Annotated in this window: 16 protein-coding genes; 14 read left to right on the plus strand and 2 right to left on the minus strand. The window is 70.6% G+C overall.

Features of this window, described 5'->3' with window-relative positions; translation table 11 throughout:
- Nucleotides 1–65 precede the first annotated feature (65 nt).
- Nucleotides 66–1,091 (minus strand): LacI family DNA-binding transcriptional regulator, encoded by a 1,026-nt coding sequence (locus AC1DP3_RS06860; RefSeq protein ID WP_477292404.1) that lies wholly within the window; start codon nucleotides 1,089–1,091, stop codon nucleotides 66–68.
- Between the two features lie 171 nt (nucleotides 1,092–1,262).
- Here AC1DP3_RS06860 and AC1DP3_RS06865 point away from each other — a divergent pair, with 171 nt between their 5' ends.
- Nucleotides 1,263–1,814: a hypothetical protein gene (locus tag AC1DP3_RS06865; RefSeq protein ID WP_477292405.1), complete on the plus strand. Its 552-nt coding sequence runs from the start codon at nucleotides 1,263–1,265 to the stop codon at nucleotides 1,812–1,814.
- Here AC1DP3_RS06865 and AC1DP3_RS06870 read toward each other — a convergent pair.
- Nucleotides 1,811–1,939: a hypothetical protein gene (locus AC1DP3_RS06870; protein WP_477292406.1), complete on the minus strand. Its 129-nt coding sequence runs from the start codon at nucleotides 1,937–1,939 to the stop codon at nucleotides 1,811–1,813. The genes AC1DP3_RS06865 and AC1DP3_RS06870 overlap by 4 nt on opposite strands.
- Nucleotides 1,940–2,011: 72 nt before the next feature.
- On the opposite strand from AC1DP3_RS06870, the gene AC1DP3_RS06875 reads away from it, so the two are divergent.
- The 13 genes from AC1DP3_RS06875 to AC1DP3_RS06935 all read left to right on the plus strand — a co-directional run bounded on the left by AC1DP3_RS06875 (nucleotide 2,012) and on the right by AC1DP3_RS06935 (nucleotide 18,365).
- The gene (locus AC1DP3_RS06875) at nucleotides 2,012–2,725 is read left to right on the plus strand and encodes a ThuA domain-containing protein (protein ID WP_477292407.1); all 714 of its coding nucleotides are present in this window, start codon (nucleotides 2,012–2,014) and stop codon (nucleotides 2,723–2,725) included.
- Nucleotides 2,695–3,774 (plus strand): Gfo/Idh/MocA family protein, encoded by a 1,080-nt coding sequence (locus AC1DP3_RS06880; protein ID WP_477292408.1) that lies wholly within the window; start codon nucleotides 2,695–2,697, stop codon nucleotides 3,772–3,774. Before AC1DP3_RS06875 ends, AC1DP3_RS06880 begins: the two co-directional genes overlap by 31 nt.
- Nucleotides 3,775–3,916: 142 nt before the next feature.
- Complete coding sequence (locus AC1DP3_RS06885) at nucleotides 3,917–5,002, plus strand: ABC transporter permease (protein ID WP_477292409.1); 1,086 nt, start codon at nucleotides 3,917–3,919, stop codon at nucleotides 5,000–5,002.
- Nucleotides 4,999–5,946: an ABC transporter permease gene (locus tag AC1DP3_RS06890; RefSeq protein WP_477292410.1), complete on the plus strand. Its 948-nt coding sequence runs from the start codon at nucleotides 4,999–5,001 to the stop codon at nucleotides 5,944–5,946. Before AC1DP3_RS06885 ends, AC1DP3_RS06890 begins: the two co-directional genes overlap by 4 nt.
- The gene (locus tag AC1DP3_RS06895) at nucleotides 5,943–7,742 is read left to right on the plus strand and encodes a dipeptide ABC transporter ATP-binding protein (RefSeq protein ID WP_477292411.1); all 1,800 of its coding nucleotides are present in this window, start codon (nucleotides 5,943–5,945) and stop codon (nucleotides 7,740–7,742) included. Before AC1DP3_RS06890 ends, AC1DP3_RS06895 begins: the two co-directional genes overlap by 4 nt.
- Nucleotides 7,739–9,382 carry an ABC transporter substrate-binding protein gene (locus tag AC1DP3_RS06900; protein WP_477292412.1) on the plus strand — a complete coding sequence of 548 codons (1,644 nt, stop codon included), beginning with the start codon at nucleotides 7,739–7,741 and terminating at the stop codon, nucleotides 9,380–9,382. The genes AC1DP3_RS06895 and AC1DP3_RS06900 overlap by 4 nt, the downstream gene beginning before the upstream one ends.
- Nucleotides 9,379–10,440, plus strand: a complete 1,062-nt coding sequence (locus AC1DP3_RS06905; protein ID WP_477292413.1) for an LLM class flavin-dependent oxidoreductase — start codon at nucleotides 9,379–9,381, stop codon at nucleotides 10,438–10,440. The genes AC1DP3_RS06900 and AC1DP3_RS06905 overlap by 4 nt, the downstream gene beginning before the upstream one ends.
- 107 nt (nucleotides 10,441–10,547) lie before the next feature.
- The gene (locus tag AC1DP3_RS06910; protein ID WP_477292414.1) at nucleotides 10,548–11,801 is read left to right on the plus strand and encodes an LLM class flavin-dependent oxidoreductase; all 1,254 of its coding nucleotides are present in this window, start codon (nucleotides 10,548–10,550) and stop codon (nucleotides 11,799–11,801) included.
- Nucleotides 11,802–11,823: 22 nt separating this feature from the next.
- Nucleotides 11,824–13,197, plus strand: a complete 1,374-nt coding sequence (locus AC1DP3_RS06915) for an NtaA/DmoA family FMN-dependent monooxygenase (protein WP_477292415.1) — start codon at nucleotides 11,824–11,826, stop codon at nucleotides 13,195–13,197.
- An 11-nt stretch (nucleotides 13,198–13,208) separates the two neighbouring features.
- Nucleotides 13,209–14,075 carry a DUF1684 domain-containing protein gene (locus AC1DP3_RS06920; protein ID WP_477292416.1) on the plus strand — a complete coding sequence of 289 codons (867 nt, stop codon included), beginning with the start codon at nucleotides 13,209–13,211 and terminating at the stop codon, nucleotides 14,073–14,075.
- Entirely contained in the window at nucleotides 14,072–15,148 is a 1,077-nt protein-coding gene (locus tag AC1DP3_RS06925; RefSeq protein ID WP_477292417.1) for an LLM class flavin-dependent oxidoreductase, read from the plus strand. The genes AC1DP3_RS06920 and AC1DP3_RS06925 overlap by 4 nt, the downstream gene beginning before the upstream one ends.
- Complete coding sequence (locus AC1DP3_RS06930; protein ID WP_477292418.1) at nucleotides 15,145–17,238, plus strand: MFS transporter; 2,094 nt, start codon at nucleotides 15,145–15,147, stop codon at nucleotides 17,236–17,238. Before AC1DP3_RS06925 ends, AC1DP3_RS06930 begins: the two co-directional genes overlap by 4 nt.
- The gene (locus tag AC1DP3_RS06935; protein WP_477292419.1) at nucleotides 17,235–18,365 is read left to right on the plus strand and encodes an FAD-dependent oxidoreductase; all 1,131 of its coding nucleotides are present in this window, start codon (nucleotides 17,235–17,237) and stop codon (nucleotides 18,363–18,365) included. The genes AC1DP3_RS06930 and AC1DP3_RS06935 overlap by 4 nt, the downstream gene beginning before the upstream one ends.
- Nucleotides 18,366–18,650 lie beyond the last annotated feature (285 nt).

Raw genomic sequence — 18,650 nt, forward strand, 5'->3', positions numbered from 1 at the left:
GACTATAGCCAGCCCGTGCCCAGGTCTGTCAATCAGAAGAGGTATCGGCTTGATAACGAACGCGATCAGAGCAGCTGCGCAGGTCCGGCTGATGCCCGAACCACCAGTTGAGGGGAGATCGTCGTCGCCGCCTGCGAACGCTCCGCTTCGGTCTCGGCACCGAGCAGCAGGTCGACGGCACGGCGACCGAGATCGGCGAAATCCTGCCGGACGGTCGTCAGCGGCGGCCAGAAGTGCGCCGCCTCGGGAATGTCGTCGAACCCCACGATGCTGATGTCGCGGGGAACGTCGAGCCCTTCGTCGCGCACGGCGTGGATGAGCCCGAGTGCCATCTGGTCGTTCGCCGCGAAGATCGCGGTGAAGTCCCGCACACCGAGAAGCTCCCGTCCGGCGTAGTACCCGAAGTTCGCCGTCCAGTCCCCCAGGATGGGCGGCGTGATGGGCATGTCGTTCGCGCCCATCTCCTCGAGGAATCCGCGCATACGAGCCTCGGCCTCGATCCAGTCCTGCGGTCCTGCAAGGTGGTAGATGTACCGGTGTCCCAGGCTGACCAGGTGTTTTGTGGCGATCCGAGCTCCGGCGATCTGATCCACCGACAGGGTGTGATCGGGGTCGACGTCCGTGGACTGCAGGGTCACGTACGGGATGTCCAGGCGCTGGGCGGCGAGCGCCCGCACCACACGCACCTGCGGCGCGATGACCACGAGGCCCTCGATCGACTGGGCCATGAGATGGGCGAGGCCGTTCGTGATGGACTGCGGATCGGCCGCGTCGATGTTCGCGGTGTTCACCCAGTAGCCGCGGGCGCGAGCCGCCGCCTCGATGGCGGCGATGCTCGAGGCCGGCCCGTACATGGTGCTGCCCGCCGCGAGGATCCCCAGCGTCTGCGACCTGCTGGTCACGAGGGCCCGGGCGGCTCGGTTCGGGTGATAGTTGAGCGTTCGCATGGCCTCGAGCACGCGATCGCGCGTCTCGGGCCGGATGCTCGGGTGACTGTTCAGCACGCGCGACACCGTCTGATGCGAGACGTCCGCCAGTCGGGCGACATCCCGGATGCTCGGCGGTCGGCGCCCTGCCGTGTCGTCGCTCATGAACTCAGATCTTCCCGATGGAATGTGTACGGTCACATCCAACCCGGCGGATTTGCGCGGGTCAAGCCGCGAGGCTCAACCCCGCAATGTGACTTGTCACACGATAGGGCCCGCATCCCCGCCGTGAAGCCCGCCGGTGTCACATCGCCGTCACACGCTTAGGCTGACAGCGTGTCCGACCTGTCCCGGTTCCTGCCGTTCAGCAATCGCCCGCGGGGTGACGAATCAGGTGTCACCTCTGACCGGCGCCTCCCCCTCGCGGCGGTTGTCGAGGAGGCGGCGCGGCTGCTCGACACGGCGCCAGATCGAGCCGGGCGCGCGTCCGACTTCGCGCGCGCCGCCCGTGTCACGGATGCCTCGACATCGGTTGCGAGCCCGGCCGACCTCCGGGCTGTCGCCGCCACGATCACGTCGGGTCGCCGACAGTCCACGAAGACTCTGGCGCACGCCGTGCGTGCCTTGCTTCAGCTGAGCGACCACCTCGGCGCCGAGCCGCGCATCGATGCGACGACGCTGGGGATCGTCTCGCTCTACGGCGCCACATCGGCGCCGCTCGAGCGACGAGCCGTGGTCGGCGGTCACGCTCTGCGCGCGACCGACGCCGACTGGGAATTCGGCCGGGGACCGGTCCTCGAGGGAACTGCTCTCGAGATCGCGCGCTTCGTGCTCGGGGTGTCGGACGTTCCGCCGAGACGTCCGGCGAACCCGGAGCCGCGTTCCTAGCTTCCGCCGCCGAGCGCGCCCATCAGCCCCGACACGATCATGTAGAGGCCGATGCCCGCCACGACGACCCAGATGCCGATGCGCGTCGGCGTGATGCCGTTCTTGCCTTCACGAGGGTCGTCCATGGCTTCGAGGCTACCTCCCCGGTATCGTCGGCGGAGCCGTGCCCTCGAGGCCGGCGTCGCGGAAGGAATCCCATGTCAGCACCCCGCAAGGCCCTGATCGTCCGAGGCGGATGGCCCGGTCACCAGCCCGTCGAGGCGACCGAGCGCTTCATCCCCTTCCTCGAGGAGCACGGCTTCGCCGTGCGCGTCGAGGAGTCGACGGCCGTCTACGCCGAGCCCGAGACGATGGCGGAGACAGACCTCATCGTGCAATGCATCACGATGAGTGAGATCGCACAGGAGGAGATTGCGGGCCTGCGCTCGGCGATCGAGGCGGGAACGGGCTTCGCCGGCTGGCACGGCGGGATCGTGGACTCATTCCGCACCTCGTCCGACTACCTCCAGCTCGTCGGCGGCATCTTCGCCTCGCACCCCGCGGTCGGTCCCGATGTGCCGCACGCCGAAGGCGAGGAGTACTTCCGCCATCACACGGTGAACATCACGGAACTCGGGCGGCAGCATCCGATCACCGCGGAAATCGACGATTTCGACCTGCACACGGAGCAGTACTGGGTGCTCACGGACGACCTCAGCGACGTGCTGGCGACCACGACCCACGCCTCAGAACCCGAGCAGCCGTGGCATCGGCCGCACACGTCCCCGGCGGTCTGGACGCGCCGGTGGGGCTCGGGCCGGATTGCCGTGTCGACCCCGGGGCACAGCGTCGACGTGATCGACAACCCGAGCGTCCGCACGATCATCGAGAGGGGGATGCTGTGGGCAGCGCGCACCGGATCGGAGTCATAGGGCTCGGGGTCATCTCGCGCGTCTACCTCGAGACGCTCGCCTCGGCTCCGGATGCCGAGATCACGGCGGTCGCGGACCTCGATGCCGCGCGCGCCGAGGCCGTCGCAGCGACCCTGCCGTCGGCGCGCGCGCTCTCGGTCGCCGACCTGCTGGCTTCGGACGAGGTGGACGTCGTCCTCAACCTCACCATCCCGGCCGCGCACGCCGAGATCGCCCTGGCGGCGATCGCGGCCGGCAAGGACGTGTACGGGGAGAAGCCGCTCGCCGCATCGCTGGCGGACGCACACGCGATCGTCGAGGCGGCGCGCGCCGCCGGGGTGCGCCTCGGCTGCGCGCCCGACACGGTGCTCGGCACCGGCATCCAGACCGCTCGATCGTTCATCGACGCCGGTGAGATCGGCCGGCCGCTCGCCGCGACGGCGGTCATGGCGTCACCCGGCCACGAGGGGTGGCACCCGAACCCGGACTTCTATTACCAGCCCGGCGGCGGACCCCTGCTCGACATGGGTCCGTACTACGTCACGGCTCTGGTCCAGCTTCTCGGTCCGGTGAACTGGGTGATCGGCGCTGCGAGCCGGCTGCGGGACGAGCGCGTGATCGCGAAGGGTCCCCGCGCAGGCGAAGTCGTCCCGGTCGCCGTCGATTCGCACGTGACCGGGATCCTGCAGCACGCGTCCGGCGCCCTCTCGACGATCACGACGAGCTTCGACTCCGTGGCCTCCACGGCGCCGCCGATCGAGGTGCACGGCGAAGCGGCATCCCTCATCGTCCCCGACCCGAACAACTTCGACGGCGAGGTCTCGGTGCGGCGGCTGGGGTCTGGGGACTGGGGGACGGTCCCGGCCCGCGCGGGGATCGCCGGGGCGGCACGGGGCACGGGGCTCCTCGACATGGTGCGCGCGACCGACGGTGCCGCACCTCGCGCCTCGGGTGACATGGCACTGCACGTGCTCGAGGTGATGACGGGACTCCTGGAGTCGTCGAGCACCGGCTCGCGGGTCGAGATCCGTACGAGCCCGGAGCGGCCGCCCCTCGTGCCGCTCGGCTGAACGGCTCCCCCCGCACCTTTTCCTGTGACGCCCCGTGACGGGGAATGTCGAGCGGTGACAAGCGCGCGTGCGCGCCGCCGTCGACCCCTGGGAACGTGTCGTTCTGGCCCGAAGGACGGGCCGGAACCCGGGGGGTGCACGGATGGCGCGGTATCTGGCGAGACGGCTTCTGCAGGCTGTCGTCGTGCTGTGGGCCGCCTACACGGTCTCGTTCCTCGTGCTCTATGCGCTGCCGGCTGATCCGGTCCAGCTGCTTGCCGGGGCCGACGCGAGCGATGTCAGCCAGCAGCAGCTCGACGCACTGAGGGAAGAGCTCGGCCTCGACCAGCCGCTCATCGTCCAGTACGTCACCCAGCTCGGCGACGCGCTGCACGGCGACCTCGGCACCTCGATCGTCACGGGGCGGCCGGTCACCCAGATCCTCGGCGAGGCCATTCCTCCCACCGCGCAGATCGCGGCCGCGGGCTTCGCGCTCGCCGTGGTCGGCGGGGCCGGACTCGCGTTCTTCGCCACGTACACGCGCAGCCGCCGCCTGGGCGACTTCCTCGTGGGACTGCCGCCGCTCGGCGTCGCGATCCCGTCGTTCTGGCTCGGCCTCCTGCTCATCCAGTGGTTCTCGTTCGCGATCCCGATCTTCCCGGCGGTGGGCGACGGAGGCCCGCTCTCGATCGTGCTGCCCGCCATCAGCCTCGCCATCCCGACGGGTGCGGTTGTCGCGCAGCTGCTGACCAAGAGCCTCGACACCACCCTGCGGGAGCCGTACATCGACACCGCCTGGGCCAAGGGCGCCCGACGCTCGCGCGTGCATGTGCGGCACGCGCTGCGCAATGCCGCCCTGCCGGCGCTCACCATGACGGGACTCATCGTCGGCCAGCTCCTCGCGGGCACCGTCGTCACCGAGACGGTCTTCTCCCGCCCCGGCATCGGCCGGGTGACGGCCTCGGCCGTCCAGCAGCAGGACATCCCCGTCGTGCAGGGCGTCGTCCTGTTCGCCGCGATCGTGTTCGTCTCGGTCAACCTCCTCGTCGACCTCATCTACCCGCTCATGGACCCGCGGATCGTGCTGACCGGCGGGGGGAGGCGACGTCGCCCGGCTGCCTCAGCGGTGAAGGCGACGGATGCCCAGCCCGGCGCGCCGGTCGTCGGCGGCGCCGACGCGCACGGCGCGGACCACTCAGCGGACTCCGCCGATCCGCGACCCCTCGAACCGGCCGGAGGCCCCCGATGAGCGAGACGATCGCCCTTCTTCCCGATTCGCCTCCCGGTGCGCCCGAGCACCCGCACGACACCTTCGCGCAGACGGCGAACGACCGGTTCGATGACGCCGTCACGGAGCACACCCGGCGCCCTCGCGTGACCCGGCTGCTCGGACCGCTCCGGCGTCCCACGGTCGCCGCCGCCGTCGTGTGGCTCGCGCTCGTGGCGATCGCCGCCCTGGTGCCTTCGCTCCTGGCCCCGGGCGACCCGTTCCTCGGGGTCCCCGCCGACAAGCTGCAGCCGCCGTCGTTCGAGCACTGGTTCGGCACAGACCAGATCGGCCGCGACCTGTACACCCGCGTCGTGCACGGCGCATCCCTCACCCTCTCGGCCGCTGCCGTGGCGGTGGCCGTCGGGATCCTGGTCGGTGCGGGACTCGGCCTCGTCGCCGGCTTCAGCGGGGGACGCGTGGACGACCTCATCATGCGTGGAGCCGACGTGCTGCTCGCCATCCCCGGCCTGCTCCTGTCGCTCGCGATCATCACGGCCCTCGGATTCGGAACAGTCAACGTCGCCATCGCCGTCGGCGCGGCGAGCATCGCCTCGGTCGCCCGGATCATGCGGTCCGAAGTGCTGCGCGTGCGCTCGTCGCCGTACATCGAGGCCGCCTACACCTCTGGCAATCGCTGGCTCCGCGTGCTCGGACGACACGTGCTGCCCAACGCGGTCGGGCCGGTCATCGTCCTGGCGGTCCTCGAGCTCGGCGGGGCGATCCTCGCCGTCTCGGCGCTGAGCTTCCTCGGGTACGGAGCGCAGCCGCCGCTCGCGGAATGGGGCTCGCTCGTCGCCGCCGGACGCGACTACCTGCGCTACGCGTGGTGGCTCACGACGTTCCCCGGCATCGTCATCGCCCTCACCGTCCTCGCCGCCAACCGGCTCTCGCGAGCACTCGACTCGGATCGGAGCGCACGATGACCATCGCGTCGGAGAAGACAGCGCCCCTGGTGCTCACCGTGGCGGGGCTCTCGGTGTCGTACGAGACCTCGCGAGGCACGGTGAATGCCGTGCAAGGCGTCTCGTTCCACGTCGGCGCCGGTGAGACCGTCGCCATCGTCGGCGAGTCCGGTTCAGGCAAGTCGACCACGGCGCACGCGATCGTGCGGCTGCTCCCGGCCTCGGCACGCGTCCGCGCCGACGCGGCCCTGCTCGGCGACGTCGACCTCGTGTCCGCGAGCGGTGCAGAGCTCACCCGCATCCGCGGACGTCGCATCGGACTCGTGCCCCAGGATCCGACGGTGAGCCTGAATCCCGTGACGCGCATCGGCGCCCAAGTCGCGGAGGTCCTTCTCGTGCACGGCCTCGCGGACCGGGCAACCGCGCACGCGCGTGCTGTCGAGGCGCTGGCCGAGGCCGGACTCCCGGACCCCGAACTGCGCGCGCGGCAGTATCCGCACGAGCTCTCCGGCGGCATGCGGCAGCGCGTGCTGATCGCGACGGCGCTGATCGGCCGGCCCGAGCTGATCGTCGCGGATGAGCCGACGAGCGCACTCGACGTCACCGTCCAGCGCCAGATCCTCGACCAGCTCGATCGCGTCCGTCACGACACGGGAACCGGCATCCTGCTCATCACGCATGATCTCGGCGTCGCGGCGGATCGGGCTGACCGCATCCTGGTGATGCACCGCGGTCGTCTTGTGGAGTCTGGCACCCCCGGCGACGTGCTCGGTTCGCCCCGAGACCCGTACACGCAGCGGCTGATCGCCGCCGCTCCCAGTCTCAGCGTGCACCGCGGTGCGGCATCCCTCCTGGCGACGGAGACGCACGATGAGGGTCTCTCCACGCCGCGGGCAGCGGAGCGCACGCCGGCAGCGGGGCGGACGTCGGCACTCGCCTGGCAGACGCGATCCGCCGAGCCGGATGGGGAACCGGATGCCGCGCCCCGGGCCCCGGTGCTCGAGGTGCGCGACCTGGTGAAGGAGTTCGCCCTGCCGCGCGGATCAGCCGGCGCCGCACAGCGCGCCGTCGACGGCGTCTCGTTCGCCATCCCTCGTGCGACGACACTCGCCCTGGTCGGCGAGTCGGGGTCGGGGAAGACCACGACCGCGCGACTCGCGCTGCGGCTGACGGAGCCGACTTCCGGCGAGGTCCTGCTCGACGGCGAGGATGTCACGTCGGTGCGGGGCGGCCGCCTGCGCGAACTCCGCCGGCGTGTGCAGCTCGTGCAGCAGAACCCGTACGCCACCCTCAATCCCCGGCTGACGGTCGAGCAGGTGGTCGTCGACCCGCTGCGGGCATTCGGGGTGGGCGGCCGGCGATCGCGCGCGCAGCGCGCCGCTGAGCTGCTGGATGTCGTCGCGCTGCCCGTGTCGGCGCTGCACCGCCGCCCCTCCGAGCTGTCGGGCGGGCAGCGCCAGCGGGTCGCGATCGCCCGTGCCCTGGCCATCTCGCCCGAGCTGCTCGTGCTCGACGAGCCGGTCTCGGCGCTGGACGTGTCGATTCAGCACCAGATCCTGAGCCTGCTCGTCGGCCTCCAGCGGGACTTCGGCCTGACGTATCTCTTCATCTCGCACGACCTCGCGGTGGTCCGCCAGATCGCCCACCGCGTCGCCGTGCTGCGCACCGGTCGCGTGGTGGAGTCCGGATCGGTCGACGAGATCTTCGACTCGCCGACGGATGACTACACCCGAGCACTGATCGATGCCATCCCCGGCGGACTTCGCGCGACTCTTCCCATCAGCACCCCACGACTTCCACACCAAGGAGCATCATGAGCACCCGCACGAACCGCACCATTCCGCCCATCCGCGCGGCGGCAGGCGCCGCCATCGCCCTCGCGGCCGCCCTCGTCATCACCTCGTGCGCGAGCTCGACGGACACGGCGAGCGCGCCGGATCCGCAAGCGGGTCCCGTCGACGGGGGCGACCTCACGTTCGCCATCGCGAACGATCCGATCTCGCTCAACCCGTCGGGCTTCGGCTCGGGCAACGACACCTGGTACGTCACGCGCCAGCTCGTGGATTCGCTGCTCTACCAGAACCCCGAGAACAATGAGCTCGAGCCCTGGCTCGCCGAGTCGTACACGGTGAACGACGACGCGACCGTGTTCACCTTCGACCTGCGCGACGACGTCACCTTCTCGGACGGGACGCCGCTCACGGCGGAGTCGGTCAAGGCGACGTTCGACGACCTCGTCTCCGCCGGAGCCCTCAGCGCGTCCGTCGGATCGTTCGTGGGCTACTCCGAGTCGGTCGCCGTCGACGAGGACACCGTCGAGGTGCACTTCACGACGCCGAATGCGGCCTTCCCGCAGGCGACCTCCACCGTCGGTCTCGGCATCGTCGGCGCAGCCACCCTGGCGGTACCGTACGCCGAGCGTGCCGACGGCAAGGCGGTCGTGGGCACCGGCGCGTTCACGCTCGACTCCTACACGAAGGACGTCTCGACAGTCCTCGACCAGCGCGACGACTACGCGTGGGCACCGGCATCCCGAGGCAACGACGGAGCCGCCCACCTCGACACGGTGACCTTCCAGGTCGTGCCCGAGGCCAGTGTGCGCACGGGCGGACTGGAGTCCGACCAGTTCGACGTGATCGGCGGCGTGCAGCCGACCGACGTGCCGGTGGTCGAGGCATCCGGTCGTCCGCTCGTCTCACGGGCGAACCCGGGCATCAGCTTCGGGCTCACCTTCAACGTGGAGCGGCCCATCGTGTCGGACCCCGCTGTCCGCGAGGCGCTTGCGTCGGCGGTGAACGCCGAGGAGGTGCGCGACACGTCGCTCAACGAGCTCTTCAACGTCGGCACGAGCGCTCTCGCCAAGAACACGCCGTCGTACGCCGACCAGAGCTCGTACTTCGCGTTCGACCAGGATCGCGCCGGTGAGCTGCTCGACGACGCCGGCTGGAAGCTCGGGTCGGACGGCGTCCGCGAGAAGGATGGGCAGCCGCTCACGCTGCAGCTGATCTGGGTCACCAACTTCGGCCCCAACCAGACGAGCCTCGAACTCATCCAGCAGCAGCTCGCGCAGGTCGGCGTCACGCTGGAGCTGTCGGGAAGCGTCGTGCCCGACTTCCTCGCGAAGCAGGAGGCCGGCGACTGGGACATCACCTGGGGCAACCTCTCGCGCGCCGATGGAGACGTCCTGCGCACGCAGTTCTCCCAGGCCACGACCAAGGCGAACATCGATGACCCCGAGCTCGAAGCGCTCCTGCAGGGACAGCTGGCGGAGCCGGACCCGGCCAAGCGCGACGCGATCCTCGCCGACGCGCAGGAGCGGATCGCGAGCCAGTACTACCAGATCCCGGTCCACGAGCTGACGTCGATCATCGGCACCCAGGTGGCGGTGCACGGCGTGACCCTCGGCGCCGACTCGCGTCTGGAGTCGCTCGTGGGCGCGTGGAAGGACGCTTCGTGACGAGCCGCCGGGTTCCCCGCGCAGGATTCATCCTCGCGGGGAACCACCCCGCGGGCGATCCGCGCGCCGGGCTCGAGGCAGCGCTTCGGCTGTTCGCCTTCGGTGAGGATCTCGGCTACGACGTGGMCGGCATCCGTCAGCGGCATCTCGAGCGGGGCATCTCGTCGGCGCTGCCGTTCCTCGCGGCGGCCACCCAGCGCACACGCACGATCCGGCTCGAGACCGATGTCGTGCCGCTGGGGTACGAGACGCCCTTCCGCCTCGCCGAGGACTACGGCACCGTCGACGCCCTCTCGGGGGGCCGGGTCAACGTCGGCATCAGCACCTCCTCGCCGCACGGCGACCTGCTCGCCTCGCTGGGGCGGTCGGATGATGCGCTCGACCCGTACGTGCTCATCGAGCGGTTCCTCGCGGCGCTCGAGGGGGAGGTGCTGGCCGATGAGCCGCTGTACACCCCGTACGGGCCGCAGGTGCCGAGGATCGAGCCGCACATCGACGGTCTGCGCGATCGCGTCTGGCTCGGCGGCGGCTCGGAGCGTTCCGTCCGCTGGGCCGCCGCGCACGGGCTGAAGCTCCTGCTCGGCAACCTGAGCGACGCCGGCGGTCACGACACGTTCGAACCGGCGCAGCGCGATCACCTCGATCTCTACCACTCCGAGTTCCAAGGGTCCGGCGACGCCGTCGTCGGCGTCGAGCGCGTGATCGTTCCGACGACGACGGCGACGGCCGAGCAGCGCGCGCACTACCTCGCGTACGCGGAGGCGCGTTCGGCCCGCACAGCGGAGCCCGCCGAACTCGGAGGTCGGCGGGTGGTGTTCCAGCGCGATCTCGTCGGGACGGCCGAGCAGATCGTCGAGCGTCTTGCCGACGACCCGAGCTTCGACGGAGCCACCGAGCTGCGCGTCGCCCTGCCGTACGGCTTCACCGAGGACGAGTACCGACAGATCCTGTTCGACATCCGGCATGCGGTGCTGCCCGCGCTCGGCTGGGAGCCGGGTGCCGAACAGGGGACGGATGCCCGGGCCGACGCATCCATTACGGCTCGTGAAGTCGCATGACCGCCTTTGACGGCGCCTTTCGCGCCCCGCACCGCGGCCAGGACAAGCTGACCATCGAAGCGCAGACCAGGCGCGAGCAGACGAAGTGCTGACGAACAGGAGAACCGATGACCACCACTGAGCCGCTCTCGCCGCTCTCGCCGCTCCGCCTCGGAATCGCGCTGGAGGGTGCCGGCTGGCACCCTGCGGCGTGGCGCGAGCCGTCGGCCCGCCCGACCGAGCTGTTCTCGCCCGCGTACTGGACCGACATCGTGCAGCTCGCCGATCGGGGCGGTGTGGACTTCGCGACGATCGAGGATTCGCTGGCGCTTCAGTCGAGCCGCCATTTCGGCCCGGACGACCGCACCGACGAGGTGCGCGGCCGGCTGGACGCGCTGCTGCTCGCGGCGCGACTGGCCCCCGTGACGGAGCGCATCGGGCTCATCCCGACCGTGACGACCACCCACACCGAGCCGTTCCACGTGTCGAAGGCCGTGGCCACGCTCGATTACGCGAGCCTCGGCCGGGCGGGATGGCAGGCCAAGGTCTCGGGACGCTGGGACGAGGCGCGCCACTTCGGCCGCCGCGACGTGCCCGAGTTCGACCGGATCGACGACCCGCGCGGCCAGGCCTTCGCCGAGGAGCTCTTCGCGGAAGCGGCCGAGGTGGTCGAGGTCGTGCGCCGGCTCTGGGACAGCTGGGAGGACGACGCCGAGATCCGGGATGTCGCGACCGACCGCTTCCTCGATGCCGACAAACTGCACACCGTTGACTTCTCCAGTGACCGCTTCAGCGTGCGCGGGCCGTCCATCACTCCCCGGCCGCCGCAGGGGCAGCCGGTGGTGGCGGCGCTCGCGCACGCGGAGCTTCCCTACCGCTTCGCCGCCGAGTCGGCTGACGTCGTGTTCGTGACGCCGCAGGACATCCACGACGCCGCGGCGATCGTCGGCCAGGTGCGTCGCGCCGAGGACGAGGTCGGCCGCGACGGGGAGCGCCTGCGCATCTATGCGGACATCGTGGTGTTCCTCGACGGTGCGGAGGCGGGCGCCGAGACGGGTGCCTCCCGACTCGCGCGACTCGAGGCGCTCGGGAGGCCGCTCGCCTCCGATGCTCTGGTCTTCACCGGGTCGGCGCCCGAGCTCGCAGATCTCGTGTCGTCGCTCGGCGGCGTCGGCTACGCCGGTGTGCGTCTTCGCCCCGGTGTCACGACCGACGACCTGCCCCGCATCGTGGAGGACGTCATCCCGGAGCTTCGTCGCCGCGACCTGCTCGCGATCCAGGAGGACTCCGTGTCGCTGCGCTCGCGCCTCGGTCTTCCCCCCACGGTCCCCAACCGCTACGCGACAGCGCCTACGCGCTACGCGTCCGCGCTCGCCCGCTGAATCGGCCACTCAGGAGCTCACCATGACCACGAATTCACGCAAGCAGATCATCCTCGCCGCCTACGTCGGGGGCGTCAACGAGCACACGCTCTGGGAGCACCCCGAGGCGGGCAGCCAGATCGACTTCGAGACCTTCCGGCACGTCGCGCAGACCGCCGAGCGGGGGCGGTTCGACTACTTCTTCCTCGCCGAGGGCCTCGCGCTGCGCGAGCGTGCGGGCAAGGTCTTCGAGCAGGATGTCGCGGGGCGCCCCGACACGCTGCCGGTGCTCGCCGCGCTCGCCGCCGTCACCGAGCACATCGGTCTGGTCGGCACGATCAACGCCACCTTCAACGAGCCGTACGAGCTGGCGCGTCAGCTCTTGAGCCTCGACCACCTCTCGGGCGGCCGAGCCGGCTGGAACGTGGTGACGAGCTGGGACGCCTTCACCGGTCAGAACTTCCGCCGCGGCGGCTTCCTGACCCGCGAGGAGCGGTACAGCCGCGCGGAGGAGTTCGTCCGGACCGTCCGCGACCTCTGGGACTCCTGGGCCGAGGACGCGATCGTCGCCGACAAGCAGACGGGCGAGTTCTTGACGGATGCCGCTGCCGGCGCGTTCTCGCGTTCGGGAGCCCAGTTCGACATCGAGGGCCGCTTCACCGTGCCGCGGAGCCCCCAGGGCAACCCCGTCATCGTGCAGGCGGGCATCTCGTCGCAGGGCCGCGACTTCGCGGCGGCGAACTCGGACCTCATCTTCTCGCCGTACTCGCGGCTGCCTGAGGCGCGCGACTTCTATCTCGACATCAAGGCGCGCGCTCGCGGCTACGGGCGCAATCCCGACCACCTGAAGATCATCCCGGGCGCCGGATTCGTCCTCGGCGACTCGCTCGCCGACGCGCAGGACAAGGCGCGGCACATCCTCGAGCAGCAGCTCACCGACCGCACGGTCCAGGTGCTGCTCGAGCACGTGTGGAACCGCGACCTGTCGGCGTACGACATCGACGGTCCGCTGCCGGACGTCGAACCCGATCCGGACGCCGCGCCCATCATCCAGGGTCGCGCATTCATCTACCAGGACCGCTTCGAGACGGTGCGCGCCTGGCGTGAGCTCGCTGAGGCCAAGGGACTGACGATCCGCGGGCTCGCCGCGGAGATCTCGCCGCGTGCGAACTTCATCGGGACGCCGGCGCAGGTCGCCGAGGGGCTGGACGACTTCATCCAGAATGACGGCGCCGACGGGGTCGTGCTGGGCGGGCACTTCACGCCCGGCGGTCTGGACGAGTTCGTCGACACGGTGGTTCCGCTCCTGCAGGAGCGCGGATCCCTCCGCGCCGAGTACGACGGATCGACGCTCCGAGAGAACCTCGGACTGCCCATCCCCGAGCGCCAGGGCGCCCTCGCGGCGACCGGCCGATAGGAGACGAAGACATGACGATCACCGCTGAACCCACCGTGGACCGCGCCCAGTTCGGACGGGACTGGGAGAACTGGCACCGCGGACACGAGGCGCGCCGCGCTGACCCGCACGGCTTCCTCGCCATCACCGGACTGCACTGGCTCTCCTCGGAGCCGTCGGCCGTGGAGGGTCTTCCGGGCGTCTGGTCGACAGGCGAGGAAGGTCCCCTGGTCGACCTCGCCACCGGCGAGTCGCTCGTCGTGGCCGGGCAGACGGTCACCGGCCGCCACGCCTTCGGCGTCATCCCCGAGCGCGGCGGATTGACGGTCGGCTTCGAGGGGGGAGTCATCGAGGTCGCCAAGCGCGGCGGTCACGACATCCTTCGTCCCCGCCGGGCCGATCATCCGTTCCTCGCGACCTACGGCGGCACGCCCACCTACCTGCCGAACCCGCGGTGGCAGGTGCGCGCCCGCTACCTCGCGTACGACGCTCCCCGCTCCACGGAGGTGGGCGCCGCGGTCGACGGGCTGACGCACGTCTACGGCGCCCCCGGGGAGCTCGAGTTCACGCTGCAGGGCGAGGATTTCCGGCTCGTGGCCTTCCCCGGTCACGGCGACGGCGACCTGCTCGTGCTGTTCACCGACGCGACGAGCGGCCTGACGACCTATGCGGCGAACCGCAGCCTGTCGGTGCCCGCCCCCGGCGAGGACGGCTGGACGGTGCTCGACTTCAACCGCGCCGTCAACCTGCCGTGCGCCTACACGGACTTCGCGACCTGTCCGCTGCCCCCCGCCGGAAACCACCTTCCGCTGGGCATCGAGGCGGGCGAGAAGAAGCCGCTGGCACGGGTGCGGGCGGATGCTGCGCTCGGGGCTCCTGCGGTCGGGGCTCCTGCGTGAAGTTCCAGCTGCTCGACATCATCCCGTATCGGGCGGACCCGATCACCGGGCACCAGGTTTCGCCCGCTGACCGGCTGGAGCAGACGCTCGAGGCCGCCGTCCGGGCCGAGGAGCTCGGCTTCGACGCGGTCGCCGTCGGAGAACGTCATGCAGGCCCGTTCCTGTCGTCGTCGCCCACCGTGGTGCTCGCCGCGATCGCGGCGCGCACGAGTCGCGTACGACTCAACTCGGGCGTGACCGTGCTGCCGGTGCTCGACCCGGTGCGGGTGGCCGAGGACTACGCGACCATCGACCAGCTGTCCAGAGGCCGGCTCGAAATCACGATCGGCAAAGGCAACGAGGTCGCGCAGTTCCCGCTGTTCGGCTACGAGATCGACGACCAGTGGGAGCTCCTCGCTGAAAAGTACGCGGTGCTGCGGGCACTCTGGGACTCGGAAGGCGTCGACTGGGCAGGTGGTGAGTTCACCCGTCCGCTGTCGGATGTGACGACTCTTCCGCGACCGTACGCGGGCTCCCCGAGGGTGTGGCACGGCTCGGCCACCACCCTCTTCTCGGCCGCGCTCGCCGCGCGCTGGGGCGACCCGCTGTTCAGCGCGAACGCGCTGCAGCCGCTCGAGAACTACGGCGTGCTCGTCGACCACTACCGGTCGGAGTATGCGCGGCATGGCCACGAGCCGGGCCGGGACTACGTCGCGGCCGGCGCGGGCGCGCTGTTCATCGCCGACACCACCCAGGAGGCGATCCGCCAGTACGGCCCTGTGTACGACGCGATCGTGGCGGCGACGAATGTGCCCGGCAACAACACCTTGTACCGCGACATCCATCACGCCGTCGCAGAGGGCCCGGTCCTCGTCGGAACGGCGCAGCAGGTCATCGACAAGATCGCCGCGTTCCACGCGAGGTTCGGCCACTCCCTGCAGTCGGTCAGCCTTCCCACGACGGTGCCGTTCGCGCAGCAGCTCGAGATCCTCGAGCGTTTCGCCGTCGAGGTGGCACCGGTGCTCCGGCGGGAGCTGCCGACCACGCTGTGGAGCGAACAGGACTCTCCGGTGCGCGAGGTCGTCTCGGCGTGACACGGCTCGCTGACTCTGCGGTCGGGCGGGCCGCGGAGCCGGCGGCCGGATCGCCCGGCACGTCTCCGGCCGAGGCGCCCGGACCTGCCCTGCCCTCGAATGCCGCCGAGGCGGTCCTCTCCTCCCGCGCCTCGGCCGCCGCATTGTGGTCGTGCCTGGGCGCCGGCTTCGCGACGCTCTTCGACGCGACGACCGTCGCGTACACGGCTCCCTCGCTGGCCGCCAGCATGGATGCCTCGACCGCCTCGCTGCAGTGGTTCCTGGCATCCTTCTCGCTGACGTTCGGTCTCGGACTCGTTCCCGCGGGCAGGCTCGGTGACGCGTTCGGGCGAAGGCGTCTGTTCGTCGCCGGTCTGACGGTGTTCCTGATCGGGGGGCTGCTGTCGGCGGGCGGCCCCGTCATCGGCGCGGTCATCGCGGGCAGATTCGTGCAGGGCCTGGGGGCCGGCTTCGTGAGCGCCCAGGTGCTCGGGGTGATCCAGGATCTCTACCACGGCGCCGCGCGCATCCGCGCGTTCGTCGCCTACACGGCCGCGGGTGCCGTCGCGGGACTGACCGGACCGCTCGTCGCCGGCCTCGTGCTGACCCTCGCCCCGGCCGACGCCGCGTGGCGGCTGATCCTGCTCGCGCCGCTGCCGCTCACCGGCTTCGCGATCGTGCTCGCCCTCCGCGGGCTCCCGCGCACAGATGTGAGCCGCCCGCGAGTGACTCTCGACCTCCCCGGCATCGCGATCCTCGGCGCGATCGTCGTGCTCCTGATGCTCCCGGTGATCGAGCCGGGCATGCAGGGGGCTCCGCAGCTCGTCGTGCTCGCAGCATCCGGAATCCTGCTGGTCTTCTTGATCATGTGGGAGCGCGCGTATGTGCGCCGGGGGAAGCTGGCGCTCTTCACGCCGGTGCTCGTGCGCTCGCGCGGGTTCGTCGCGGGCAACCTCGTCGCCCTGCTGTGGTTCGGGGCGCTGCTCGCTCAGGGCAGCGTGCTGACGCTCTACCTTCTGCAGACGACCGGCGCGCCCGCGATCGTGATCGCCGCCGTCTTCGTTCCGGGGGCACTGGGACGTCTCGCCGTCTCACTCGTGAGCCGGCAGCTCTTCGCTCGGTGGGGGATCGCGGTGCTCATCGGGGGTCTCGCGACCGAGGCCGTGCTGACGGCCGGGCTCGCCGCATCCGTCACCGTTCTCAGCACTGCTGGGCTGCTCGTGGTGGTGGCCGTCGTCAACTTCGTCCTCGGGATCGCGGGAGGTCTGGTCGAGCCGCCGTTGCGGACCGTGACGCTCTCGCACGCGACGCCCGCGCTGCACGGGGTTGCGGCATCCTTCTTGCAGCTGACGCAGAGGCTGTCGGCCACGTATGTCGTGGCTCTCGCGTCGGGGATCCTGCTCGGCGCTGCCGGAGCGCCGACCGCGGAATCGCTGCAGAGCGCCCTCGCGCTGTGCGCGGCGGGAGTCGCGATCTCGGCGCTCATCGCGTTCGATCCGTCGCTTCGCCGGGCGGCGGTCGCGTTACGGGGTGTTGCCGCCGACGCGGTGCCCGGGGTGCAGGCAGGCGAGAATGGCGCGGTGCCAGAGACGACTGCCGTGTGGACCATCGAGACCGTGGCGTGGGACGACTCCCGCGCGATTGCGCTTCGTGCGGCGATGGATGCCGAGATCGGCCCTCGCTACCACGACAAGCTCGAGGGGATCAGCGACGAGGAGGCAGAGCGTCTGGGAGCGGCTCTCGCCATCGACCCGCACACGATCACCGCGACCGTCGTTGCATCGGATGCCGAGGGCAGGGCGGTCGGACACGCGGCGCTCCGGGATCTCGGCGAGGTGCTCTCTGGATCGCCGTACGCCGGCTCGCTCGAGGTGAAGCGCGTCTACGTCGCACCGGAGGCGCGGGGAACGGGGCTGAGCCGCGCCTTGATGGCGGAGCTGGAGCACATCGCGGCCGTTGCCGGGGTCGGACGTCTCATCCTGCAGACGGGGGACAGGCAGCCCGAGGCCGTCGGGCTCTACGAGAGGATCGGCTACACCCCGATTCCGATCTATCCGCCGTACCTCGCGATCACGTTCTCGAACTGCTTCGAGAAGAACGTCGTGGCGTGAGCGAGGCTCTTTCGCTCGACGCCGAGGCCGTCGTCATCGGTGCGGGCGTCATGGGCGCCGCGACAGCGTGGCAGCTGGCTCGCCGCGGGGTCGATGTGGTGCTGGTGGAGCGCTTCTCGATCGGGCACAGGCACGGCGCCTCGCACGGCGCTTCCCGCAACTTCAATCTCAGCTACGAGGACGAGCGGCACTTGGGCTGGCTGCGCGAGGCCTCGGTGCTCTGGCGCGAGCTCGAGGCCGAGATCGGCGAGGGCGTCCTCACGGCGACCGGGATCGTGAACCACGGCCCGGGCCGCGACTTCGCACAGGTCGCGGCCGCCGTGTCGGTCGGGGGCTTCGACACCGAACTCCTCGACCCGGCCGAGGCGTCGTCGCGCTGGCCGGGGTTCCGCTTCGCGGGCCAGGTGCTGCACACGCCGCAAGCCGGGCGACTCCACGCCGATCGTGCCGTCGCGGGGTTCGCGGCTGCCGCCGAGGCGCGGGGAGCGCGGGTCGTGCAGCAGACGGCTGTGGTCGGCGGAACGGTCGGTGATGACGCCGTCGAGGTGCGGGTGCGGGACCAAGGCGGCGGCGAGGGCGTGATTCGGGCACGGCGAGCGGTGGTGACCTCCGGAGCGTGGACGCGCGACATCCTTTCGGTCTTGGGTGCGTCCTCGCAGGTTGCTGGATTTGGATTGCCGCCGCTGCGCGTGACGCAGGAGCAGCCGGCCTTCTTCGCCCCTCTCGACGGCATCGAGGAGTGGCCCGGCTTCAACCACGCGCCGTCCCTCGACGACCCGGCGACCGCCTGGTTCCGCAGCGGTGTGTATGGCATGGGGTCGCCCGGCGAGGGCATCAAGGCGGGGTGGCACGGCGTGGGGCCCGAGACGCATCCCGATCGCCGCACCTACGAACCAGACCCCGTCCTGTCAGCGCTGATCCGGCGGTACGCCGACGAGTGGCTTCCGGGAGTGGATTCCTCGACCATGCGCGAGATCACCTGCACGTACACGTCGACGCCCGACTCGGCGTTCTTCCTCGAGCGCGTCGGACCCGTGGCCGTGGGAGCAGGGTTCTCCGGACACGGCTTCAAGTTCGCTCCCGTGATCGGGCGAATCCTCGCGGACCTCGTGGAGGAGGCGCGCTGAGGTTCGTCGGCGCGCGCCCGCGCAGACCCGAGGGGATCTGCGATTCCGAGGAGGAATTCGGCGGAAACGACCCTCGGAATCGCAGATCTCCTCGCAATTGCGCGCGATGTCGGGGCCCTCAAGGGATGTTCGGAGCAGGAAGCAAGACACCGGGTGCCCTGGGTCGCGGCCTCTTCGTCGGTGCGGCCGCGCAGACCCGAGGGGATCTGCGATTCCGAGGAGGAATTCGGCGGAAACGACCCTCGGAATCGCAGATCTCCTCGCAATTGCGCGCGATGTCGGGGC

The sequence above is a fragment of the Microbacterium sp. P5_B6 genome (genome assembly GCF_056400345.1).